Genomic DNA, 23,121 nt, shown 5'->3' on the forward strand with positions numbered 1-23,121 from the left:
GCGAGGGATTAAACGCTATGCGCGCCATCCGATAGGGTTTTTACAAAATCCAGCACTTCGGTCACTGGTTTGCCCGCGCCAATCTGACTGACGATCGCAGATCCGACCACGGCGCCGTCCGACACCGAAGCGATATTGCGGGACTTTTCGGGTGTGTTGATGCCAAAGCCCACGATCACCGGCAGGTCGGTCGCAGCTTTAATACGTGCGACTTCGGGGCCAACGTCTGTAGCCTGCGCCTCGGCTGCACCGGTAATCCCGGTGATCGAAACGTAGTAAACGAAGCCTGACGTGTTCTGCAGGACGCGCGGCAGGCGTTTGTCATCTGTGGTAGGGGTTGCCAGACGAACAAAGTTCAGACCTGCCGCTTGGGCGGGTAGGCAAAGCTCCTCGTCTTCTTCGGGTGGCAGATCCACAACGATCAGCCCGTCAATGCCCGCGTTTTTGGCGTCGGCCAGAAACGCGTCGACGCCCTGGCTGTAAATCGGATTGTAGTACCCCATCAGGACAATAGGCGTCGTGTCGTCGGTTTCCCGAAACGCGCGTGCCAGATCCAACGTACGTTGCAATGTCATGCCGCCATCCAGTGCACGTTGGCCCGCCGCCTGAATAGTGGGGCCATCCGCCATGGGGTCGGTGAACGGCAAACCCAGCTCGATCACGTCCACACCAGCGCTCGGCAGGCCCTTGACCACTTCAAGCGAAGTGTCATAGTCGGGGTCTCCGGCCATGATATAGGCAACAAAGGCCTTCTTTCCTTCGGCTTTCAGGGCGGCAAACTTAGCGTCGATACGGGTCATCGGATGTCCTTGCACTCGGGTTTCGACCCGTGTGCAGAAACTTTGACCGAAAATCAATCCCGCCGACGCAGGAATAGGTCAGAAGCCCAGATGATACCGCAGCAGCACCGCGTTTACACCGGGGTTATCGTCATTGGTGCTGGCGTTGGATTTGTGAGTGATCGCAACCGAAACGCTGTTGCCGTTGTTCAGGCTGTATCCAAGACCCAAAAGGCTGCGGATCTGGAATTCTCCGCCCAGATCGTTTTCATCATCGTTGGCATTGAAGTAACCAGGCATGACACTGCCTTCGATGAACCAGCGTTCGTTCAGCGAATACAGTCCGATCAGGCCTGCGCCGATATGCGTGTCCCCATTTTCATGAACCGACAGGGCAGCCCCCCAGCCAGCACTGAACCGCGCTGCCTGATGAAACGGGCTATGCTGATATTCGAGCGAAATCAGGCCCTGATCCTCGGACGCATCATCGGAGAAGTCCGCATAACCTGCGCCGAAAACAACGGTCTGAGCATTGCCTGTCACACTGGCCGAGACCGTCAACACGGTCGCAAGAAGAAGCTGTTTCATTATTTTCTACCATTAAAATTGGTGGTGCTACGCTAACTGGTTATTCTAGGGTCATTTTTTCAATTCCGACAAGAACACGATTTTCGAACGTTTTTGTGATGTGGCGAAAGGGTCTCAACAAAAGTGCATCCAGCAATCACTTGCGCATTTATGCGGACCTGCATAGAAGCTGCGTTCGTATTCTATGCAGGAGGCCGTGATGGGCTTTAAAATGGGAATCGTGGGTCTGCCGAATGTGGGTAAGTCGACCCTGTTTAATGCGCTGACCAAAACCGCCGCTGCGCAAGCTGCGAACTTCCCGTTTTGCACCATCGAGCCCAACGTTGGCGACGTGGCGGTGCCGGATGATCGGCTGGACAAGCTGGCAGCAATTGCCGCGTCGAAACAGATCATCCCGACGCGAATGACATTCGTGGATATTGCCGGCCTGGTGAAAGGCGCGTCGAAAGGTGAGGGGCTGGGCAACCAGTTTCTGGCCAATATTCGTGAGACCGACGCCATCGCCCATGTACTTCGTTGTTTCGAAGATGGCGACGTGACTCATGTTGACGGCCGTGTCGATCCGGTGGCTGATGCCGACACTATCGAGACCGAGCTGATGCTGGCTGATCTGGAAAGCATCGAAAAGCGTCGTGCTAACCTTGTGCGTAAGTTGAAGGGCAACGACAAAGAAGCGCAGCAGCAGGAACGCTTGCTGGCTGTCGCACAGGAAATGCTGGAAAACGGCAAGCCCGCGCGCCTTGTTGAAGTGTCGGACGAAGATGCCAAGGCGTGGAAGATGCTGCAGTTGCTGACCACCAAGCCGGTGCTCTATGTCTGCAACGTGTCCGAGGAAGAAGCCGCCGAAGGCAACGAGTATTCAGCCAAAGTTGCCGAGATGGCCGCTGCTCAGGGCAATGCCCACGTTATCATCAGCGCCAAGATCGAAGAAGAGATCAGCTTGCTGGAAGACGAAGAAGCGCAGATGTTCCTTGAGGAGATGGGTCTGGAAGAGCCCGGCCTCGACCGCCTGATCAAAGCCGGTTACGACCTGCTAAAACTGGAAACCTATTTCACCGTCGGCCCGAAAGAAGCCCGCGCCTGGACCATCCGCACCGGCACCGCTGCACCGCAGGCCGCTGGAGTGATCCACGGGGATTTCGAAAAGGGTTTCATCCGCGCCGAAACCATCGCTTATGACGACTTTATTGCGGCCAACGGCGAGCAGGCCGCGAAGGAGGCAGGCAAGATGCGGGCCGAGGGCAAAGGCTACATCGTCAAGGACGGCGATGTGATGCATTTCTTGTTTAATACTTAAGGGCACGGTCAAATTTATGGCTGAAACTGACGAAACTACATCGTGCCGTTCCAGTCTTGTCCGAAGCCTGTGTGTTTCCTTGAAGTTGCGTTTGGCACGTCATGAAGCGTGGGTGCTGAAAGCCGCAAGAAAAGTGCCCTTTCTGAGTCTCTTCGTGTTCGGGACGTTATGGGTCTGGTTCTTTTTGCCAATGATCCCGATCGGGATTCTCGTCATCATATTGCTTGAGCACGCAGTTGTGTTTGGTGCAGTTATCGCATCGGTCGTCGGGATAACGGGACTGGCTGTCATAGCGCCGTGGTTTTTTCGCTGGTATCTTATTTGCGTGGGATTGATGTTTGGTCGTTGTGGCTTGGCGCTTTCGAAAGAGAATGAAGTTTCAAGTCGGCTGGAACGATTGCAAGGAAAGTTGCCTTGAGCGCGAGTGAGTGAACCGGATATTGGACAAATCAGGTCCGAAACCACCGAACATCTCTTTTCAAACTCATGCTGTGCTCTTTGGCGCAAACCCCGGTAGTGTAGTTTTCAACCTGCCATTCGAGACACCTGCAAAATGATCGAAATTCGCGACCTCCAACTGCTCAGCGCCCTTGCGCGGCATCGGCATTTTGCCAAGGCGGCCGAGGAATGCGGAATTTCGCAACCCGCCTTCTCCATGCGAATCCGCAATCTCGAGGATCGGCTGGGCGTCTCGATCGTTCGGCGTGCCAACCGGTTTCAGGGGTTGACGGAAGAGGGTGAGTTAATCGTCCAGCGGGCACGGCGTATCCTCGACGACACCAAGGCACTGGAGCAGCAGGTGCTGGCTGCCAAGGGCGAGATCACCGGAACGCTGGTCCTGGGGGTGATCCCAACCGCCATTGCCTTTACCGGACGGCTCACCAAACGGTTGCGTCAGGCGCATCCGCGCATCGTTACGCGCATCGAAACCATGTCGGCCACTGCCATCCAACACCGGCTGGACGAAGGAAGCCTGGACGCCGGAGTAACGTATGGCGACAGCATCGGAACTGACCTGCGGCAGGTGCAGCCATTGTACGAGGAAACCTACGTCCTGCTGATCCCGTCGCATATGACCGATGAGACCGGTCCGATGCCCTGGGCGCGCGTAGCGGAATTCCCGCTCAGCCTTCTTGAGCCGCAGATGCAAAATAGGCGTATTCTGGATCGCATTTTTGCCGAACAGGGGCTGCACCCGGACGTGGTTGCAGAAACAAGCGGGTTTACCGCTTCGATGGTTATGGCACGAGAAGGGCTGGCAGCCACGGTTGTCCCCCGTGTTCTCATAAGGGCGCTGGGCGAGTTGAAGGGAACAAAGGTGTTACCTCTGATTGATCCAGTTGTCAGCAAGCCGATTTGTCTGGCGACCCTGAGCCGGGATCCGGAATTGCCCACAGTACAGGCGCTGCGCGCTGTGGTGACGTCTTTGCGGTGATAAGATGTCGTTATCGTGCGATTGCCAAAAGCGATTTGACGATATGATAGTCTGATGAGACACGGGGCCTTAATCGGAGGGCATCATGGCACCATTAGATACCAAGCCATCAGGCGCACCCAAGGGCGTCTGGAAGTCAGGTAAAGGCAAGGGGCGGCACACACCCAAGGGCCGTCAGTTCACGGATGAAGCACAGGCCGAGGTTGCGCGCCTGTTGGGGGATCGCCCGCGTCGCCGCGACCTGTTGATCGAATTTCTGCACTTAATTCAGGACGAACACGGCCATATCAGTGCCGACCACATCGCCGCACTGGCGGTTGAAATGCGGGTCGGTCAGGCTGAAATCTATGAAACTGCGACCTTCTATGCCCATTTCGATGTGGTGAAAGAGGGCGAGACACCTCCGCCCGCGTTGACCATCCGGGTTTGCGATTCTTTGTCCTGCGAAATGGCCGGTGCGCAGAAGTTGCAGAAGGCACTTGAAGATGGGCTGGACGCGTCGCAAGTACGTGTGCTTCGCGCGCCCTGCATGGGGCGCTGCGACACGGCCCCTGTGCTTGAGATCGGTCACAACCATATCGACCATGCGACCCCCGAAAAGGTACGGGCTGCGATTGCTGCAGGTGACACCCATGCCCATCTGCCCGACTACGAAGCTTTCGCCGCCTATGAAGCAAATGGCGGTTATGCCAAGCTGAAAGAGCTGCGCGACAGCGGCGATTGGGAGAAGGTGCAGGAAGACGTCCTGTCCTCGGGCCTCCGCGGTCTGGGCGGCGCCGGCTTCCCATCCGGCAAGAAGTGGGGCTTTGTTCGCATGAATGAAGGCCCACGTTATCTGGCTGTGAATGGAGACGAAGGCGAGCCGGGCACGTTCAAGGACCGCTACTATCTGGAGCGTATGCCGCATGTCTTCCTCGAAGGCATGCTGATCGCCGCATGGGCGGTGGAGGCCGAGACCTGCTTCATCTATATGCGCGACGAATACCCGGCGGTTCTGGAAATCCTCGCCCGTGAGATCACCGCGCTGGAACAGGCTGGGATTGTTGAGCCGGGCTATATCGACCTACGCCGGGGTGCTGGCGCTTACATCTGTGGTGAAGAATCCGCGATGATCGAGTCGATTGAAGGCAAAAAAGGCCTGCCGCGCCACCGTCCTCCGTTCGTAGCGCAGGTTGGGGTCTTTAACCGCCCGACGCTCGTGCACAATGTCGAGACGCTGCATTGGGTCACCAAAGTCTGCCGCGAGGGGCCGGAATGCCTGAGCAGCACCGAAAAGAACGGCCGCAAGGGCCTGCGCAGCTATTCGGTCTCGGGCCGGGTGGCGAAGCCGGGGGTTTACCTGCTGCCTGCGGGATCGACCATTCTGGACGTGATCGAAGCGGCTGGGGGTATGGCCGAGGGCCAGACGTTTAAAGCCTATCAGCCGGGTGGTCCGTCCTCAGGTCTGTTGCCTGCGTCGATGGACGATATCCCGCTGGATTTCGACACCCTGCAACCGCATGGCACCTTCATCGGCTCTGCTGCGGTTGTGGTGCTGTCCGATCAGGACACCGCCCGTGATGCGGCGTTGAACATGCTGCGGTTTTTTGAGGATGAAAGCTGCGGTCAGTGCACGCCCTGCCGGGCGGGCTGCGAAAAGGCGGTGAAGCTGATGCAGGCCGATAAATGGGATCAGGATCTGCTGGAAGATCTGTGTCAGGTCATGGGCGACGCCTCGATCTGCGGTCTGGGGCAGGCGGCCCCGAACCCGATCCGTCTGGTCATGAAACACTTCGCTGACGAAATCTGAAGGGAGACAGAGCCATGCTTGATGCAAGCCCAACCAAGACCGTCACCTTCAATCTGAACGGCGATGACGTCACCGTGCCCGAGGGCACCACGATCTGGGACGCGGCCAACGGCTGTGGACTGGTAATCCCGCACCTTTGCCACAAACCGGCACCCGGCTACAAACCCGACGGCAACTGCCGCGCCTGTATGGTCGAGGTGGAAGGCGAGCGCACTCTGGTCGCCTCGTGTATCCGTCCGGCGGCTGAGGGGATGGTGGTGAAAACCGACACCGACCGCGCCGAGAAGTCGCGCGCGATGGTGATGGAGCTACTGGTGACCGACCAGCCCGCGGAGGCGCACGATACCTCCAGCCATTTCTGGGACATGGCCAAGTTGAGCGACGTCAACGATAGTCGTTTCCCGGCGAAAGAGGCCGAGAAGATTCCACTGCTGGATGACAGCCACGTCGCGATGCGCGTCAATCTGGATGCCTGCATCAACTGCAACCTCTGCGTCCGGGCCTGCCGCGACGTGCAGGTCAACGACGTGATCGGCATGGCCGGTCGCGGTCATACTTCGCAGGTGGTGTTCGATCAGAACGACCCCATGGGCGCATCAACCTGCGTGGCCTGTGGTGAATGTGTTCAGGCCTGCCCGACCGGCGCGCTGATGCCCGCGACCGTGCTGGACGACCAGCAGCAGGGCGACAGCAAGGACTACGACTCTGAAACCGAAAGCGTCTGTCCGTTCTGCGGCGTGGGCTGCAAGGTTTCGCTGAAGGTCAAGGACGGCAAGGTGAAATATGTCGAGGGCATCAACGGCCCGGCAAACGAAGGTCGTCTGTGCGTCAAAGGCCGCTTCGGGTTCGATTACATCCACCACCCGCACCGCCTGACCAAGCCGCTGATCCGGCGCGAGGATGCGCCTGAAAAGGGGCTGAACGTCGATCCGGGCAATCTGGACACCCATTTCCGCGAGGCAACTTGGGAAGAGGCGATGGATCTGGCCGCCACCAAGCTGAAAGCACTGCGCGAGGATGACCCTCGCAATGTGGCCGGTTTTGGCTCAGCCAAATGCACCAACGAAGAAGCGTACCTGTTTCAGAAGTTCATTCGTCAGGGGTTCAAGCACAACAACGTCGACCACTGCACCCGCCTGTGCCACGCGTCCTCGGTGGCAGCACTGATCGAGAACGTCGGTTCGGGCGCTGTGACTGCGACCTTCAACGAAGTCGAGAACTCGGATGTGGTCATCATCATCGGCTCGAACCCGATCGAGAATCACCCGGTGGCTGCGACCTACTTCAAGCAGTTCACCAAACGTGGCGGCAAACTGATTGTTATGGACCCTCGCGGCGTCGGGATGCGCAAGTTTGCCGACGAAATGCTGCAGTTCCGTCCTGGTGCCGATGTCTCGATGCTCAACGCGATCATGAATGTGATCGTTGAGGAAGAGCTTTATGACAGCCAGTACATTCACCGCTGGACCGAGAACTGGGAGGCCGAGAAAGAGCACCTGCGCCAGTTCACGCCCGAGGCGATGTCGCCGATCTGCGGCATCGAACCCGATCAACTGCGCCGTGTTGCGCGTATCTTTGCACAGGCCAAGGCTGGTCTGATCTTCTGGGGCATGGGCGTCAGTCAGCACATCCACGGCACCGATAACTCGCGCTGCCTGATCTCGCTGGCTCTGATGACCGGTAACGTAGGCAAACCCGGCGCGGGTCTGCACCCGTTGCGGGGGCAGAACAACGTACAGGGTGCCTCCGACGCAGGTCTGATCCCAATGTTCCTGCCGGACTACAAAACTGTCACGGATGACAATATCCGCGCGCAGTTCGCCGATGTCTGGAAGTCGGATGATTTCTCGAATGAGAAGGGCCTGACCGTCACCGAGATCATCGACCAGATCTACGCCCGTAACATCAAAGGGATGTACATTCTGGGCGAAAACCCGGCCATGTCTGACCCGGATGTGAACCACGCGCGTGAAGCCTTGGCCAAGCTGGACTTGATGATCGTTCAGGACATCTTCCTGACCGAGACGGCGAACTATGCCGACATCATCCTGCCGGCTTCGGCGCTGTATGAAAAGAACGGCACGGTGTCGAACACCAACCGTCAGGTCCAGCGCGTGCGCCCTGCCGTAACGCCGCCGGGTGAGGCGCGCGAGGATTGGAAGATCACGGTCGAACTGGCGCAGCGCATCGGGCTAAACTGGGATTACACTGATGTGTCCCAGGTCTTTGCCGAGATGAAGCTGACCATGAATTCGCTTGATAACATCACCTGGGAACGGCTGGAGACCGAGACGATTACTTACCCGTCGTTGTCCGAGACCGATCCGGGCCAGTCGATCGTATTCGGAGATGGCTTCCCCCGCGCGGATGGCAAGGCAAGGTTCACCCCAGCCAGTGTCATCCCACCGGATGAAGCTCCGGACGATGAATATCCAATGATTGCCACCACCGGCCGTCAGTTGGAGCATTGGCACACCGGATCGATGACCCGCCGCGCCAAGGTGCTTGATGCGGTCGAACCCGAGGCCAACTGCTCGATGAATCCACGTACCCTCAAACTGATGGGGATCGAGCCGGGCGAAATGATCCGCCTGACCACGCGTCGTGGTTCGATCGAGATCATGGTGCGCGCTGACCGGGCCATTGCCGAAGACATGGTGTTCATCCCGTTTGCCTATGTTGAGGCGGCGGCGAATATTCTGACCAACTCGGCCATCGACCCCTATGGCAAGATCCCCGAGTTCAAATTCTCGGCCATTCGTGTCGAAAAGATCGGGGATGCGATCGCGGCAGAGTAATTTCTTTTGCTAAAGTGTTAAGAGCGGCCACTAGTGAGGCCGCTCTTTTTTATGGGCGTACATCATTCACTCCAAGACCCAGTTCCGCCCGTAGGGCGAGGTGACATCGCTGCAATTGATGAACCTGTGCTCAGCATATTGTGACCGTTGACGTGAGGACAGGAGTTTTACTTGCACGGCAGAAAAGCTAGAAATTAGGGTTATTGAATCTCTGGTCTACGAAGCACAGGCTAATCGGATCAGAGGTTAATGAATCTGACCTCAGGTCTCGGGATAACAAACCAGAGTAGTAGAACCAGGACTGCATGAAACTAAAAGACGTGTATCTACGGTTGCAGCAAGCAGAGATAACGTTTGTGGTTTTACCGGGCATATCAACCACACTGACTCTTCATGAAGTATTCAGTTTCTTTTTGTCCCGAAACTTCTTTCTGTTTCTGGCCCCTTTGATGTTGATGCTGTCCGGCGCGACGCCTTCCCTGTTCGCCATGCCGCTGGATGGGATGGGGCGAGCCATATATTGGGTGTTTTGCTTGTTGGGCTATTTGGCCCTGGCATTCGTGATGCTGACAAGCCAGGCTGCGTGCAGCACCTATCTGGGTTTTGACAGGTTTTTCACGCCATTGACGTGCCTGCCCATCGCATACGGTGGAACGCAGTTTGCGGAACACGCCGCGACTGAGGTTTTTAATACGATCTTTTCTTTGAACTTCGTCTATATGCCGCTGTTTCTGCCGCAGTACTGCCTGATACTCGGCGTGGAACTGATTGTGATCGTCTGGGTTCTGCCTGCGTTTTTGTCCCGTTCCCGTGCCGGTGTCCCGGAACAGATTGAGCAGGCCCCAACCGCCATCAATTCAGGCGGTGTCGTGTCGGCGAATGGGCAGAGTTTCCTGGTAAAGGATATTCTCTATGTTCAGGCCAATCAGCATTACGTGACTGTCCGGTTAGATGAAAAGGAAGCCCTGGTGCGGTCCACATTCAAGGGGATTCTGTCTCAGATACCCTGTGGGCGCGGGCTGCAGGTGCACAGGTCTTTTTGGGTGTCCAGACGGGGTGTTGACCTTGCCAGCAGCCTGAACGATCCAGATTCAATTGTTTTGACCTGTGGTACGCGGATTGCAGTCGCGCGCAGCCGCCAAAGCGCCGTGAGGGCCTGGCTGACGGATATGGCCGCGAATACCTGATAATCGCGCGTTATCTGCAATTTCGGCAAAAACAACCTGATCAGCATTCTTGACTGCCTGCGCACTGTTCACCCAGGCGTTTCGGATCATGGATTTCTGCCAGAGATCCGGTATCGGGTTCGAAAAGACATTCACCTCCCCGTGATTGCCAGCATTTGGGCTGACAAAACACGGAGAGGCGAAAAGAAAAATCATTTCGTTGTGAAATAAGATGTAGCTATGTCTTTACTAATTTCCCCGATCTGAATTTCATTTTGAAAAAACAAGGGACTACTCGTTACACATTCGCTCGTTGGATACTCGTTAAGCTTCTTACTAGTTACAGCACCACACAAACTTCGATGCTGAATCCTTTATGATAAAAGGCGGCGTGACCAACAACAGGATTGGAACGAACCGTCGCAAATACATCATGAATAACCACATGCTGTTCGTGTCGCATGAACGGTATTTCTAAGCTTTATTTCGCTTAAACAGTCGGTTAGTAGTCGCGTTCGAAGAATAATCCCACGCCTGTCTCGCCACGGCCGTCGACTGTACCGCGGACCGTGAAATTGTCAGTGACATCGAGGTTCAGGTTCACTTCGGTGTCGCCCTCGGTGTTCACAGTGAAATCGGTATAGAGGTTTTCACCCAGATACGCGCCTGCGCCCAACCGGCCCGCGCCGCCTTCCGATGCACCTATGTCGATCGTATCCACACCGGTGGAGTCGCGCAGACCCTTGGTTACATCGCCGCCCGCACCGCTGAGCTGCGCCAGTGAAGCGGCCATTTGCGCGATCAGGAAAGGAGAGATTTCAGAGAACCGGTTCCCGAATAGCAACATCGCCAGCGCTTCTTCGGCCGGACGTTCGGGATCGGAAAACACATCTACCTCAGGAGAATCCAGCGGACCTGCAATTTCGATTGTCGCCGTACCATCCGAGGTGCTGGCCGAAGATTCAAATTCGATATACGGCGTCAGGTCACCCTGCAATGTGACGATGCCCTTGGTCAGCGCCAGCCTGCGACCCAGAATGTCGAAATTCCCCCGGATCAGTTCGATCTGACCGGACGGAACAACAGAGGTTGTGGTGCCGCCGATGAAAATCCGACCGCCCAGTTCGGCATTCACACCGCGCCCCCGGACGAATACTGCCTTCGGTGCCAGCAGACTGATATCCAGCGCAATTCTGGAGGCGCTTTTCGCTGCGCCCTCGGACGCGACCAATCCGGCACGCTCTCGGGTGATGAAACCGGCACGGCTTTCATTGATGTGCTGAATGTCCGGGATCGGCGCCGCGCCTACGGCTCCCGATGCGGCCGCAAGGTTGATATTGGTCTCGTCAAAGGTAATCTGTCCGGCCAGCGAACTGTTTCCGGCCAAGGCCCCGGTCATTGCAATCTGACCATTCAGCGTGGTTTCATACAGCAGCTGATCCGTCAGCACGAGGCTGTTCAAGGTAGTGGTGATCTGGGCGTTGAACGGAGGGGTCAGGTCCACAGGTCCATTGACACCAAAGCTGCCACCCGCGCGCATTCCGCCGTTCAGGGTGATGGTTGCACGGCTTTGCGCCAGATCCACCTGACCGCTGATCCCGGTGATGGTCTGACCTGCATCCGGAATGGCAAGGGACGTACCGGAGGTGGTGATCGATCCGCTCAGCGATTCCAGCGCAGGTGCACCTTTGAGGGCCAGATTGAACCGCGCTGCGCCATCGATCTTGTTCGGAGTGATAAAGACGTTTGCGACTCCAAGGTTGATGCCGCCCTGTGCCGTCAGGTCGGCCTCGCCGCTGCTTTCATCAAAGGTGCCCGCCACGGTGGTGCTTATGTCCGCAGGCCCTTGCGCCTTTGTGTCGATTGTCCAAATGCCATTGTCGCGCTTAGCCGTCCCTGTGGCTGCAACTGTCCCGGGAAATTCAGGCACGAACCGCTCGATCCGGTTTAGTTTGGCGTCGAATTCAACATCGGCCGCCCCATTCTGGCTCACTGTTCCTTTCAGGCCGGCGTATGAGCTGTCAGGTCCATCCAGACGGGCGGTGCCTTCCAAACCTGAGCCAGTCGGAGCAATATTTCCTTTCAGGATGAGGGGCCCGGACAAGGTTTGCGACAGGCGTCCGACGTCATCCAACTTGGCGGAAAAGTCCAAGCCACCTGCGTCACGGTCCAGCTTTCCTGATGCATTTGCCGACAGGGCGGTTCCGATCAGCTGGAACGTACGGATGTTCAGGCCTTCGTCGTTATTCACCGCGTCCACGGTCAGGTTCGTTCGTCCCTGGATCAAGGCGTCAACCGCGTCGATCCCGGTTTTGATATCGTCCGCAGCCAAATTGCCTTTTACGTCGAACGCTTTGATGCCGACCGCTCCTTTGCCAGCGACATCTGCACGGATCGCGCCTGCCAGTTCGCGCTGAGCAAGCCCCGAAAACAATGACAGATCCGGGACGTTCAGATTGGCTTGTCCGTCTATCGCCAAAGCACTCGTCGGGTCGTCTATCGTAACAGAGGCTTTAGCCGTCAGGGCCGAGCCGTTCACCGTGGCGTCGCGGATCACAATCTGTTCCTGGCTCAGTGCGCCATCGAACGTGATCTCGTTTCGACCGGCCAGCAGAGGATCGATCTCGGTCAGGCCAGTTTTGATATCCCGACCCGACACGCTGGCCGTGCCGTCAAATTCAAGCGTCTGAACAGTTCCTTTGCCGTTCAGCTTCGCTTGCACAGCGCCGCTTAGTTCGCGTTTGGCAAGGCCCGAGAACACTGAAAGGTCGCGGGAATTGACCGTGGCTTGTCCATCTATGGTCACGTTGCCATCAGGGGTCGTTACAGTGCCATCGACCTGCGCGCGCAAGGTATCACCGATCAAGGTGAAGTTGCGGACAGTTACGCCATCTTCGCCGCGCTTGGCGTCCAGTGTAATTGTTGTCTTGCCTCGGATCACCGGATCGATGTCGTCACGCCCGGTAGACAGGTCATTTCCTTCGACCTCCAGTTTGCCATCGAAACTGCGTTCCAGAGGGGAGCCCTGACCCGTTAGCCGGGCAGAGGCCTGACCGCCCAGATCCAACTGCGCCAGCTCCGAAAACCGGGACAGGTCTGTCGCGTCCAGTGTGGCTGTGCCGTCAATGGCCAGCCCGCTGGACAGACCGCTGATCAATGCATCGATGCCCAGTTCGTAATCCGAACCAACCAATTCGAATCCAGACAGGTTCAGGGTCTGATCGCTGCCGTATTCGAACGTTCCGTCCAGAGTAATGCGGTCGCCAACAGCCGCGTTCAAGGCATCGTCAGCCAGATCAATACCGTCCAGGGCGGCCTGCAGATCGCCGTCGAGTTTCAGTGCGCTACCCTGCTCAAGGGTCCCCTGTGCCGAAATCTGCGCGCGCTGCAGATCAAGTTGCTGGGTCTTCACGGCGTTCGCCGTCAAACTCAGATCCCAGAGATTGCCGTTCTTCTCGTCAAACAGCGCGGAAATCTGTGCAGCCTCAATAGACGTGCCCCCGCCCGAGACAGGCAGAACAACGCTTTCCCCTTCTGGTGGCGTAATGCGCCCCTGAAGGGCCGCCAGTTGCAACCGACCCCCTGCCGCCAACTGCAATGCCCCTTTCAGGTTCAGTGCTTGCGACGTGAGCTCGAGATCACTGATGTCCAACGCGCCTTCGGGCTGGGTCCGCCCATCCACAAACAGCTGTGTTTTGGTGCCAAAAAACGTATCCATATTGTCGGCAACAAAGGGTGTCAGATCGCCGCCCAGATCGGCTGTAAAGGCAATGCCCTCGTTCGCGCTTGCTGCGGCAGTCGGCGCCGAGCGCAACCGAACCTGCCCGGTCACCCGTGGCTGACCATCGCTGCTGAGGCCAATATCTGCCGTAAAGTCGGTCACTGGCCCGGACCCTTTTGCCGTCAATCCGATCGGGGGGCTGCCCGGGATTTTCAGAGCGGTGGAGATCAGGCCGCCCGCGGCTTCTGTCACCTGAAGGTCCAGATCGATTTGGCTGTCTGAATTCTGAAAGCCCGCGGTCAACTTGATTTCATCACCAGCCCGATCGATCCGCGTGATGTCCAGGTTGGTATCCAGCGTCCCGTCGGCCAGGGACAGGTTGCCATTGACCGCCAATTCGGCAGCCACGCCTATCAGCGGTTCGCCCAAAGCCAGTTCGTCAATTCGAATTTCACCGATTTCAATGGCGACGGGCAGTTCAGGCAGTTGAAAGGCCTGGGTCTCGGCGGACGGGGGTGGTACATCCTTTGTGGTGGTGCCCGGTGCGCGGGCCACGTCGATTTCCTGCGCGGTCAGTGCGTTGACCGAAAATCGTCCACGGATCAGGGCAAGCCGGTTCCAGTCCAGTTCGGCATCCTTGATGGTCAGCCAGACGCCTTCGTCGTCGGCGATCGTGATCTCTGCAATTGTGGCGCGTGAACTCAGCGCCCCTTGCAGGCCTGTGACTGTAACGTTCTGATCGTCGCCCGACAGCGTATCCTGCAGGAACCGTTCGATCATGCTGCCGCCTTCATCCTCTTGCGGATGCCCGGCCACAGGCACAAATATCAGCGTGCCGATCAGCAGAGGGGATGAAAGATGTCGTCTCAAAATGCCTGTCCGATCCCGATGTAAAACTGGAGCCCGTCCCCAGTGGGGCCGCTAACCGGATAAGCGAGATCAAAGCGCAGTGGGCCAAACCCACCCAGATCATATCTTACGCCTATACCAGCGCCAGAGTGGTCTTCCGCACCGCTGCCTATGAAGGAAGACGTGTCGACGACACCGTAGTCATAAAACCCGACCAGCGACAGGCTGTCCGTAACCTTGCCTCGGATTTCGCCGGACAAGCCAATAAATGACTTGCCGCCCGCGATGCCGGTTCCGACGGGAATACCAAGGCTCTCAAAGGGTTGCCCGCGCACGGTTCCCGCTCCGCCGGAAAAGAACAGAAAATCGGGTGTGACGCCATCTGCGGGCGGCCCAATGACTGATCCCAGTTGCGCCCGCCCTGCCAGTACCAGCCGGCCGCCGGTGCCAAGGCTGGTGTAGGCGCGGCTATCAAAGAACAGGCGAATGCCAGTGTCGGTGCCAGAAAATCCGACAAAGGGCATCACCTGCGAGTCCAGATAGAAGCCGCGCGTAGCGCTTACTTTGCTGTCACGTTTGTCCCATTCCGAACGGAATGGCACGATAAAGTATCTGAATTTTCTACCGCTTCCATAGGCATCATCGGCATCCGACCACTGAAATCCGGCCGACGCTTCCGCGTACAGGTTGTCCGAAAAGGTACGGCGCGCACCATAGGCCAACGAGGCGAGCGTCACGTTATAGTTTTCGGTGTTGCGGCGCTCCAGCAAGGCGCTCCAGAATGTGTTGTCGTCCGGGCCAAGTCGATCCGGCTGATCCAGGCGTAACCCGATCCGGCCATCGATATCCTCGGCACCGCCGATATTTCGTATTGCCGCCTCAAAGCGCAGACGTTCAGCGCGTCTGAACATGTTGCGATGGGTCCAGGTCGCGGTCACATCGACACCATCGCGAGAGGCTAGTTCGACCCCAAAGGTCAGGCGACGTTTGGGCAGGTCTTCAAACGTGGCATCGAAATCTAGTGTGCCATCAGGATTTGCCGTCTCACGTTCCTGCAGCGAGACAACGTTGAACGTGCCTGTCCGGCGCAACCGAGTTCCGACTTTCTGGATTTTTTCAGGCGAATAGACGTCTCCGCTTGGGAAACCGGCGATCTTTTCAATAGACCTGTGACGCACATCCGTGTCGCCCTTGATGAACATCTTGCCAAAAGTCAGCCTGCGTCCTGGATCAAGATCGATCTGGGCGTCCAGCCGAGCCTGCGCGTGGCGCGCGATAACGGTCTGGCCCGCAACGTCGGCTTTTGCGTGGCCCGCGTCTCTCCATCCCTGCACCCCAGCTGAAGCAGCCTGTTGAATGGCGCCGGTTGTTGCCAGTTTCCCGGTTGCGAATGCTTCTGGCAACTCTGTGTCAGCGGCAAGGGGTTGAACGGTGGCGGCGCCGAATTTGAAACTTGGCCCGGTTTCAATGGTGATCGCGGCCCGCTTGATTTGAACGGGCACTGAGAGGGAACTCAGTTCGGCGGCTTCCTGCCCGTCAAGCTTGATGCTGACGACCGGGCTGAAATACCCTTCATCATACAGGATTTGTACAAGTGTGCGGTAATCTGACAAGGCCGCTGACAGGATCTCAAGCGGGGTGTCCAGGCCGCGTTTCTCGGCTGTCGTAACCGAGGACGTCTCTTTCAGGCGCTCGACCAGTTCTTTGGAGGCACCCGGGGCAGTCAGAGTTGTTTCCAATGCCGCCAGTGTCGTTGGGGCCAAAGCCACAACGACGGCCATCAGCCAGCACCTCAGACGGCCTTGCGGCGTGCTCCCTCGCATGAATTGCCCCAACTGTCCCAATTCCAGATCTCTTGTGCGTGCCATGCACAGCCATTTGAATTCAGGTTAGAACATCTGAAAGCAGTTGGGAAAAGGGATTAAACGCGGGATGCGAAAATTTCGACCAGATTGTGGCGATGCAACTGCCCGGCGTTGCGGATGTGGTGGATGATGGCTTGGCAGTCTTCGGACTTTACCGCGTGGCTGACATTGGCTTGCAAATAATCTGCGGTGCGGTTTTTAGGATGTAGGCGGTTGTTTCCAAAAAAACGTACCCTTGGGCCCTCACGCGAGGCCTGCCCGGTCAGAAAAATCAGCGTAATGCCAGATCGCGAACCCACGTTCGTACCGTGGTCGCGCTACTCGGTGGCCATCAGGCGGGCAACGTCCAGCATTCGGGCGGAGAAGCCCCATTCGTTGTCATACCAACCAAAGACCCGAACTTGATTTTCACCGACCATACGGGTTTCAGGCCCGGCTATAACCAACGATTCCGGACGGGCGCGCAGGTCGGACGAGACCAGCGGCATATCTGTCCAGCCAAGTACAGGAGACGCGGCAACCGCCTGTTTCAGAGCATGATCGAAAGCTTCGGCAGTCGTGCCGCGCTGCAAAGTGACCACGAGGTCCACGGCTGACACACTGGCCGTCGGCACACGGACTGCAGCCCCCGAGACACGCCCGGTCAGATGCGGCAGGACGACATCGATCAGGTGCATCGCACTTGACGTGGTCGGCACCATCGACAGTGCTCCTGCCCGGGAACGGGCGAGGTCGCCGCGCGGGGCGTCGACCATAGGCTGGCTGTTTGTGTAGCAATGGATCGTCGTCATGTGCCCCGACGCGACGCCACCGATATCGTCGATGACCTTGACCAGCGGCACGAGCCCATTGGTGGTGCAGGAAGCGTTCGACACGATCCGGGCGCTGCCCAACTGATCTTCGTTTGCCCCCAGAACGATGGTCACATCGGCAGCGGGTGAGGGGCCTGAGATCAGCACTTTACCCGCACCCGCAGACAACCCGCGTCGCGCAACGTCGGAGCTGCGGGCGATACCTGTACAATCCAGCATGACGTCAACGCCTGACAGATCAACGCGGGTCAGATCGGCGCTGTGGGTCAGGGGAATCGTTTGCCCATCCACGATCAGCGCAGCGTCCCCCTCGGACACATCGCCGGGATAGGGGCCGAAGGTGCTGTCGTATTTGAACAGGTAAGCGCAGGTTTCCAGCGGCGCGATGTCATTGATCAGCACCAGCTCGATATCTGACCCTCCCGGCAGGGCCAGAACCTGCCGCAGGATCGTGCGGCCGATGCGGCCGAATCCGTTAATCGCGAGTTTCATGGGCAAGCTATGGCAGTCCGGTCGGGCGATCTCAATGCCCGATCGATACCGCGTCAGTTACAGCTGACTTGCGAGAAGAACTGGCCCGAGATGTTCTGATACATACTGGCCACGATCGGTTTGCATCCGGTTGCCTGCTGAATCGCTGCAATGGCCTGAATCGTACGCAGGCGCGGCGGGGGGCCAAACGGGTTCAGGTTGTTGTTGTCACGCGTGGCGCGATAAATGACCGGCGTGTCTGCGACCTGTGTCACCGCCCAGGTGCGGCTCATGACGAAGACGGATTTGGTCTCTTCCTTTGCCGAAATGGGAGAGGTGTACAGGGTCGCAGATGCAGCAAGTGCAACAATGGTCAGCAGGGCAGGGCGCAGTTTCATGGAACAATCTCCAATGCTCAAAATCAGAATTTACTTGGATTTCAGCAAATTCCGGCCTGCGTGTGAAGCCCCAAGGTCATAAATTCGCGGCGCAACCTTGCCAGATTGCTGTTACCGGCGAGGCCGAGACGAAGGTATAGGTCGGTTGAAGCCCCTGTGCAGCAGATATCTGAACCGTCCCGGATCGCCTGTATTACAGGCTTGCGGACAGACGTCGTGCAGATAGGTTTGTGTCAGGGGCTTGGCCCTGCCGGATCAGGGGTATATCCTTGACCGCAAATGATTTCAGTTTTGTGAGACCGCCATGAAAGCCAAGATTTTGACCGCAATTGCCGCCTGCGGCGTCCTTTTGATGACCAATGTGGCCGAGGCCAAGCCACTTTCCCGAATCATTGCCGAGATGGGATTGTCGCCAGCGGATTTCGAAGTGGTCAACGCGGCCTCAAATGCGCTTTTGACCAGTGGCACGCCATCTGTGGGTCAAAAGCAATCATGGAAGAACGACGACACCGGTTCAAAAGGTACGATCCGCGTGCGAAATGTGCAGGGAAGCTGCGTCAGCCTGCAGCACGTTATTCAGCCGGACGGTGGTGATCAGAGCCGGGAAATCCGAACCCGCCGATGCAATGACGGCAATGGCAACTGGATCCTCACACCCTGATCACCGGATCAGTATCCCTGATCCCGGCTCACTTCATGCAACAAGGGCGTACCAGAGTTGAGCCTTTGGAAGTTCTCGGCCACATCTGACAGCGCATCGCCCAGATGCCATCCAGATACATGCGGTGTGATTGTCACCGCGGGATGCCGCCACAGAGGGTTGTCTTGTGGCAGGGGTTCCTGCGAGGTGACGTCCAACACGGCATGTCCCGGTGAGCCTGCGTCCAGCGCAGCAATCAGAGCAGTCTCATCAATCAGATTTCCGCGTCCTGCGTTCAGTAACTGACTGCCGGGTTTCATTGCCGCAAGCATCTGGGCATCAAACAGGCCAACGGTTTGCGGGGTCGACGGTAGGATTGAACAGACATAGTCACATTGGCCAAGAAGCTTGGGCAAAGCATCCTGTCCATGCAGGCATGTCACGCCTTCAATCGCTTTGGGAGATCGGCTCCAGCCCATCACCTGAAAACCAACGGCATGCAGCATTCGTGCGGTGCGGGCTCCGATGTGACCAAGGCCCAGAACACCGACGACGGTGTCCGGGGTGAAAACAGGCGCGCATGGAGACCACTCGGCGCGCGTTTGAGCTTCCTGGTGAAACCTCATGTGCCGCTGGGCGCGCAGGATATAGGCCAGAAACCACTCGGCAATGCCCTGCGCAGGTGCGTCTGGTTTCAGACGGGCGATGCGCACGTGATCGGGCAGATCAGGGTGACTCACAATAGTCTCTACCCCGGCGCCCAGTTTTTGAACCAGTTTCAAGTTGGGCAGGCGCGCCGGATGGTCACGTTGCATGTCGACGACAGCCAGCATTGTGATGTCGTCAGGATTCCCTATCGTTTGGGGTGTGCGGATATCCGCATCCGGCAATACGGCCTGCAAACTGCTGGCAATCCCAGCATCACTTATCCAATCTGACAACCCGGTTTCAATCAACAATGCCAAGTGCGGCTCCTGCATAGGTTTAATGCGGTGACGTCCCGTCACTATGGTGGACAGGGCTTGGGCAGTTAAGCCATCCTAGCGTCAAAAGTATAGCCCGATATCGGTGCTTAAGAAGGATACTTCCGCCGATATGTCAGTAAATCCTCGCACAGGAAACCATGTTCAACTGCAACATGTTAGCGATAAGACTTGGGATGCGAACATGTGGATTTCCTCGAAGGCAATCGCGAATCCGGGGATTTGTACCTGTACTGTCACTCGCTCAGAAAACACAAATACGTTCGGACATTTTGGCATGGGTAAGTTGAAACGGCTTAAGCCAGAAGAGATTTGAGGAAATTATGGCAGCAGCGCTCGATTTTACAGGCAAGGCTTATTTTCACCAACGCGAGGATGGGGCGTTTGTCGGGAACGATCCGGCGCGCGGGCCGTGGTCTGCCGCTCATTGTCATGCCGGGCCAGTGAGCGGGTTGATCGTACGCGCCGCAGAAACCGAAATTGGCCCCGAGAAGATGTTGACCCGACTGACAGTCGATCTGCTGCGCCCTTTGCCATTGACAGGGCTGCGGGTCGCTGCAGAAACCACGCGGCACACCAAGACCTTAGCAACCGCACGGGTCACCGTGCACGATTTGGATGACACGCTCTGTGCCACGGCGACCACCATGCATTTGGTGCGGCGCGATCTGGGGCAGGTGCCGAATGTCGGGATAAATGCGCCGAGGATAGAGGACGTTGTCGACGGCCCATTTCCAATCGGAGAGATTCGCCATGATCTGCCTGGGTTTGCCAATTTCAGCGATATTCTCTACCCCGCTGGCGGCAAGCAGGGTGCCGGACCCAAAACAATTTGGATGCGCACGCCGCAACTTTTGCAGGGCGAGGATCAGTCGCCCATTCAGGCCCTGTGCCCGTTGGCGGACTGTGGCAACGGTATCTCTTGGAATGCGCCGACCACGGAAATGGGGTTCATGAACACCGATCTGACAGTAAACATCCATCGGGAACCGGTTTCGGATTGGCTGGCGTCCGAGTCGGTTTCGCATTGGCAGTCTTCCGGCATCGGAATGTCTCAGTCTGTGCTCTTCGATACGCAGGGTCCTGTAGGTACAGGGCTGCAAACACTGGTTCTGTTTCCGCCGACCTGAGGGCCGGCTGGTTTTTGCATCGGGAACGAAATTGCCGTTGCCGCCACGGGGCAGGAGAACTATCTTGCGCCTATGCGTTACCTTATAACCACTCTGGTTTTTTGCTTGCCGATGCAGACCAACGCCCACCCGCATGTCTTCATTGATACGGGGCTGGAGTTCATTGTGGATGAAGCCGGTCAACTGACCCATGTCCGCGTGACCTGGGCTTATGACGAATTCTATTCGTTGCTGGTTCTGGAAGAAATGAAGCTGGATCAGGATGCCGACGGTTTTCTGACAGAAAGCGAAGAAAAGGTACTGACCGGGTTTGATACGCAATGGGTCGAAGGGTATAACGGCGATCTTGTCGTTACTGCAGACGGAAATCCAGTTGCACTTTCGGGCCCGATGGAGGCGTATGCGACAGCCGAAGACGGGCGCATTGTAACCACGCATCTCAGGGCAGTGGAAGCTGGCGCCGTGCCTGCCACGGCGCTGTCCGCGAAGGCCTTTGATGAGACGTTTTATACCGCTTACGAAGTAACACGACCTGTGACCGTAACGGGCCCTGCCACGTGTCATATGGACCGGTTTGATCCGGACATAGACGGGCAACTTGCGCAGATGCAGGCGTTCCTGCTGACCCTGGACGCAGACTATGACCTTGAGGAAAACGATATTCCTCTGGTCGGTGAAAGCTTCGCGACCGAGATCCGTATTTCATGTCCCGCTACCTGATTGTTCCGGTTGCTCTTGCCTGTGGTCTGCTGCTCTGGTTCTGGGGCAGTGGCGGCTTTGACAGTCTTGCGGCCTGGGCTGCGGGGGAGCAACGGGAATTCCAGAACCAGATTGCCCGGTCTTTGCGTGCCGCGCGAGCCGAGCAACCCGAGGCGGTGGCAACATTGCTAACTGTCTGTTTCGCCTACGGGTTCTTTCATGCTATCGGCCCCGGCCACGGCAAGGTTTTGATCGGTGGGTACGGATTGGGTCGGCGCATTGCCTTCTGGCGACTATCGGCGATCAGTGTATTGTCCAGCCTTGGGCAGGCGGTAACTGCGGTCGTATTGGTCTACGCCGGGGTGTTGGTGTTCCAGATGTCCCGCGAAAGCCTTGTGGGCACAACAGAACAGGTCATGGCCCCGATCAGCTACGGTGCAATCGCTCTTATTGGTCTTTGGCTGGTGGTCCGGGCTTTGCGCAGTTTTGCAAGACGACAGAAAAACACATCGAACCATGATCACCATCATCATGATCATCACCACCACGATGGAGAGGTCTGTTCAGATTGCGGTCACCGCCACGGACCAACAACACAAGAAGTCGCAAATGTGGGCTCTTTTCGCGAGGCCCTGATCCTGATTGCGGGTATCGCCGCGCGGCCTTGCACGGGAGCTTTGTTTGTTCTGATCCTGACTTGGCAGATGGGCATTGCGATGGTTGGCATTGCCGGTGCATTTGCCATGGCGCTGGGCACGGCGACAGTGACCACGCTGGTCGGGTGGACGTCCTTGGGTTTGCGCGGAGGCCTGTTGGCCTCAGCCTCGGCCACACGGTTTGCGTCCGTGCTGGCCCCGACCATCGAACTGGTTGCGGGGTTGATCATTACCGTGATCGCAAGTGGTCTGCTGCTGCGCGCGATTTAGATCAGTCGAACACCGGATCAGGGTAACCAACCCGCGCCAGATACAGCCCCTGCGGCGGGCATACTGGCCCGCAGGCCGCACGGTCGGCAGCTTCTAGAGCGTCACGCACATCTTCAGGGGTCCACGCTCCGGCACCGACACGCTCCAGAGTGCCAACGAAACTGCGCACCTGATTGTGCAAGAAGGATCGGGCGCGCACGTGGAAATGAACCTCGGGGCCGGAAAAGCCCTGAACCTGTTCGACCCGCAACTCATCCAGTGTCTTGAGCGGGCTGGCCGCCTGACAGATCGAAGACCGGAACGTGGTGAAATCATGCCACCCCAACAGCATGTTTGCCCCGTCCTGCATGGCCTCGATATCCAGCGGATGATTGATCTGCCAAACCTGCCCCCTGTCATGGGTTGCAGGCGCGCGTCGCATCAGGATGCGAAACAGGTATTGCCGTTCGACCGCCGAAAACCGCGCGTGCCAATCGTCAGTCACGCGCGCGGCGTCCACGATCGCCACCGGCTGCGGTTTGAGGTGATAGTTCAGCGCCTCGGACAGGCGGAACGGGTCCCATTCCTTGACCATGTCGCAATGGGCGACCTGGCCCAACGCATGGACCCCGGCATCGGTGCGCCCTGCGGCAGCAATCGTATGCGCACCCGGCTGGATACGGGACAGGGCCTGTTCGATTGCCCCCTGAACGGACGGTTGATCCTTCTGCCGCTGCCATCCGGCAAACGGTTCCCCCTGGTATTCAACTTTCAACGCGTATCTGGGCATGTGCCG

Annotated in this window: 18 protein-coding genes; 10 read left to right on the plus strand and 8 right to left on the minus strand. The window is 57.6% G+C overall.

Annotated elements, in window-relative coordinates:
* Positions 1–8: 8 nt before the first annotated feature.
* The gene (gene trpA, locus Q0816_RS09505) at positions 9–800 is read right to left on the minus strand and encodes a tryptophan synthase subunit alpha (RefSeq protein WP_298849798.1); all 792 of its coding nucleotides are present in this window, start codon (positions 798–800) and stop codon (positions 9–11) included.
* Positions 801–878: 78 nt separating this feature from the next.
* Entirely contained in the window at positions 879–1,367 is a 489-nt protein-coding gene (locus tag Q0816_RS09510; protein WP_298849800.1) for an acyloxyacyl hydrolase, read from the minus strand.
* Between the two features lie 199 nt (positions 1,368–1,566).
* Here Q0816_RS09510 and ychF point away from each other — a divergent pair, with 199 nt between their 5' ends.
* The 6 genes from ychF (at position 1,567) to Q0816_RS09540 (ending at position 9,873) form a co-directional block, all read left to right on the plus strand.
* Entirely contained in the window at positions 1,567–2,664 is a 1,098-nt protein-coding gene (gene ychF, locus Q0816_RS09515) for a redox-regulated ATPase YchF (RefSeq protein ID WP_298849802.1), read from the plus strand.
* A gap of 16 nt (positions 2,665–2,680) precedes the next feature.
* Positions 2,681–3,082, plus strand: coding sequence for a hypothetical protein (locus tag Q0816_RS09520; protein ID WP_298849804.1), 402 nt, complete (start codon positions 2,681–2,683; stop codon positions 3,080–3,082).
* A gap of 135 nt (positions 3,083–3,217) precedes the next feature.
* A complete protein-coding gene (locus Q0816_RS09525; protein ID WP_298849805.1) occupies positions 3,218–4,099 on the plus strand; it encodes a LysR family transcriptional regulator in 882 nt (293 codons plus the stop codon).
* Positions 4,100–4,184: 85 nt separating this feature from the next.
* Positions 4,185–5,888 (plus strand): NAD(P)H-dependent oxidoreductase subunit E, encoded by a 1,704-nt coding sequence (locus tag Q0816_RS09530; RefSeq protein WP_298849807.1) that lies wholly within the window; start codon positions 4,185–4,187, stop codon positions 5,886–5,888.
* 14 nt (positions 5,889–5,902) lie between these two features.
* The gene (gene fdhF / locus Q0816_RS09535) at positions 5,903–8,686 is read left to right on the plus strand and encodes a formate dehydrogenase subunit alpha (protein WP_298849809.1); all 2,784 of its coding nucleotides are present in this window, start codon (positions 5,903–5,905) and stop codon (positions 8,684–8,686) included.
* Between the two features lie 305 nt (positions 8,687–8,991).
* The gene (locus Q0816_RS09540; protein ID WP_298849811.1) at positions 8,992–9,873 is read left to right on the plus strand and encodes a LytTR family DNA-binding domain-containing protein; all 882 of its coding nucleotides are present in this window, start codon (positions 8,992–8,994) and stop codon (positions 9,871–9,873) included.
* Between the two features lie 481 nt (positions 9,874–10,354).
* On the opposite strand, the gene Q0816_RS09545 is transcribed toward Q0816_RS09540, so the two are convergent.
* The 4 genes from Q0816_RS09545 to Q0816_RS09560 all read right to left on the minus strand — a co-directional run bounded on the left by Q0816_RS09545 (position 10,355) and on the right by Q0816_RS09560 (position 17,968).
* Complete coding sequence (locus Q0816_RS09545) at positions 10,355–14,443, minus strand: translocation/assembly module TamB domain-containing protein (RefSeq protein WP_298849813.1); 4,089 nt, start codon at positions 14,441–14,443, stop codon at positions 10,355–10,357.
* On the minus strand, positions 14,440–16,290 hold the full coding sequence (locus tag Q0816_RS09550; RefSeq protein ID WP_298849815.1) for an autotransporter assembly complex family protein: 1,851 nt from the start codon (positions 16,288–16,290) through the stop codon (positions 14,440–14,442). The genes Q0816_RS09545 and Q0816_RS09550 overlap by 4 nt, the downstream gene beginning before the upstream one ends.
* Before the next feature lie 314 nt (positions 16,291–16,604).
* Complete coding sequence (locus Q0816_RS09555) at positions 16,605–17,591, minus strand: glyceraldehyde 3-phosphate dehydrogenase NAD-binding domain-containing protein (RefSeq protein ID WP_298849817.1); 987 nt, start codon at positions 17,589–17,591, stop codon at positions 16,605–16,607.
* Between the two features lie 53 nt (positions 17,592–17,644).
* Positions 17,645–17,968, minus strand: coding sequence for a hypothetical protein (locus Q0816_RS09560; protein ID WP_298849819.1), 324 nt, complete (start codon positions 17,966–17,968; stop codon positions 17,645–17,647).
* A 304-nt stretch (positions 17,969–18,272) separates the two neighbouring features.
* On the opposite strand from Q0816_RS09560, the gene Q0816_RS09565 reads away from it, so the two are divergent.
* Positions 18,273–18,629, plus strand: coding sequence for a hypothetical protein (locus tag Q0816_RS09565; protein ID WP_298849822.1), 357 nt, complete (start codon positions 18,273–18,275; stop codon positions 18,627–18,629).
* An 8-nt stretch (positions 18,630–18,637) separates the two neighbouring features.
* Here Q0816_RS09565 and Q0816_RS09570 read toward each other — a convergent pair whose 3' ends face one another.
* Complete coding sequence (locus tag Q0816_RS09570) at positions 18,638–19,573, minus strand: glyoxylate/hydroxypyruvate reductase A (RefSeq protein ID WP_298849824.1); 936 nt, start codon at positions 19,571–19,573, stop codon at positions 18,638–18,640.
* Between the two features lie 341 nt (positions 19,574–19,914).
* Here Q0816_RS09570 and Q0816_RS09575 point away from each other — a divergent pair, with 341 nt between their 5' ends.
* The 3 genes from Q0816_RS09575 to Q0816_RS09585 all read left to right on the plus strand — a co-directional run bounded on the left by Q0816_RS09575 (position 19,915) and on the right by Q0816_RS09585 (position 22,346).
* A complete protein-coding gene (locus Q0816_RS09575) occupies positions 19,915–20,721 on the plus strand; it encodes a thioesterase family protein (protein ID WP_298849826.1) in 807 nt (268 codons plus the stop codon).
* A gap of 72 nt (positions 20,722–20,793) precedes the next feature.
* A complete protein-coding gene (locus Q0816_RS09580) occupies positions 20,794–21,441 on the plus strand; it encodes a DUF1007 family protein (RefSeq protein WP_298849828.1) in 648 nt (215 codons plus the stop codon).
* Positions 21,426–22,346 carry a hypothetical protein gene (locus tag Q0816_RS09585; protein ID WP_298849830.1) on the plus strand — a complete coding sequence of 307 codons (921 nt, stop codon included), beginning with the start codon at positions 21,426–21,428 and terminating at the stop codon, positions 22,344–22,346. Before Q0816_RS09580 ends, Q0816_RS09585 begins: the two co-directional genes overlap by 16 nt.
* A 1-nt stretch (position 22,347) precedes the next feature.
* Here Q0816_RS09585 and truA read toward each other — a convergent pair whose 3' ends face one another.
* Entirely contained in the window at positions 22,348–23,115 is a 768-nt protein-coding gene (gene truA / locus Q0816_RS09590; RefSeq protein ID WP_298849832.1) for a tRNA pseudouridine(38-40) synthase TruA, read from the minus strand.
* Positions 23,116–23,121: the final 6 nt, after the last annotated feature.

This window comes from uncultured Ruegeria sp. (assembly GCF_947497005.1).
Lineage (GTDB): Bacteria > Pseudomonadota > Alphaproteobacteria > Rhodobacterales > Rhodobacteraceae > Ruegeria.

Excerpts from the sequence above, each read along its gene's own strand:
- trpA (WP_298849798.1), bottom strand. The coding sequence starts at position 800 with ATGACCCGTATCGACGCTAAGTTTGCCGCCCTGAAAGCCGAAGGAAAG.
- Q0816_RS09565 (WP_298849822.1), top strand. The coding sequence starts at position 18,273 with ATGAAAGCCAAGATTTTGACCGCAATTGCCGCCTGCGGCGTCCTTTTG.
- Q0816_RS09530 (WP_298849807.1), top strand. The coding sequence starts at position 4,185 with ATGGCACCATTAGATACCAAGCCATCAGGCGCACCCAAGGGCGTCTGG.
- fdhF (WP_298849809.1), top strand. The coding sequence starts at position 5,903 with ATGCTTGATGCAAGCCCAACCAAGACCGTCACCTTCAATCTGAACGGC.
- Q0816_RS09580 (WP_298849828.1), top strand. The coding sequence starts at position 20,794 with ATGCGTTACCTTATAACCACTCTGGTTTTTTGCTTGCCGATGCAGACC.
- Q0816_RS09540 (WP_298849811.1), top strand. The coding sequence starts at position 8,992 with ATGAAACTAAAAGACGTGTATCTACGGTTGCAGCAAGCAGAGATAACG.
- Q0816_RS09585 (WP_298849830.1), top strand. The coding sequence starts at position 21,426 with ATGTCCCGCTACCTGATTGTTCCGGTTGCTCTTGCCTGTGGTCTGCTG.
- Q0816_RS09575 (WP_298849826.1), top strand. The coding sequence starts at position 19,915 with ATGGCAGCAGCGCTCGATTTTACAGGCAAGGCTTATTTTCACCAACGC.
- Q0816_RS09520 (WP_298849804.1), top strand. The coding sequence starts at position 2,681 with ATGGCTGAAACTGACGAAACTACATCGTGCCGTTCCAGTCTTGTCCGA.
- truA (WP_298849832.1), bottom strand. The coding sequence starts at position 23,115 with ATGCCCAGATACGCGTTGAAAGTTGAATACCAGGGGGAACCGTTTGCC.
- Q0816_RS09550 (WP_298849815.1), bottom strand. The coding sequence starts at position 16,290 with ATGGCACGCACAAGAGATCTGGAATTGGGACAGTTGGGGCAATTCATG.
- ychF (WP_298849802.1), top strand. The coding sequence starts at position 1,567 with ATGGGCTTTAAAATGGGAATCGTGGGTCTGCCGAATGTGGGTAAGTCG.
- Q0816_RS09510 (WP_298849800.1), bottom strand. The coding sequence starts at position 1,367 with ATGAAACAGCTTCTTCTTGCGACCGTGTTGACGGTCTCGGCCAGTGTG.
- Q0816_RS09525 (WP_298849805.1), top strand. The coding sequence starts at position 3,218 with ATGATCGAAATTCGCGACCTCCAACTGCTCAGCGCCCTTGCGCGGCAT.
- Q0816_RS09555 (WP_298849817.1), bottom strand. The coding sequence starts at position 17,591 with ATGAAACTCGCGATTAACGGATTCGGCCGCATCGGCCGCACGATCCTG.
- Q0816_RS09560 (WP_298849819.1), bottom strand. The coding sequence starts at position 17,968 with ATGAAACTGCGCCCTGCCCTGCTGACCATTGTTGCACTTGCTGCATCT.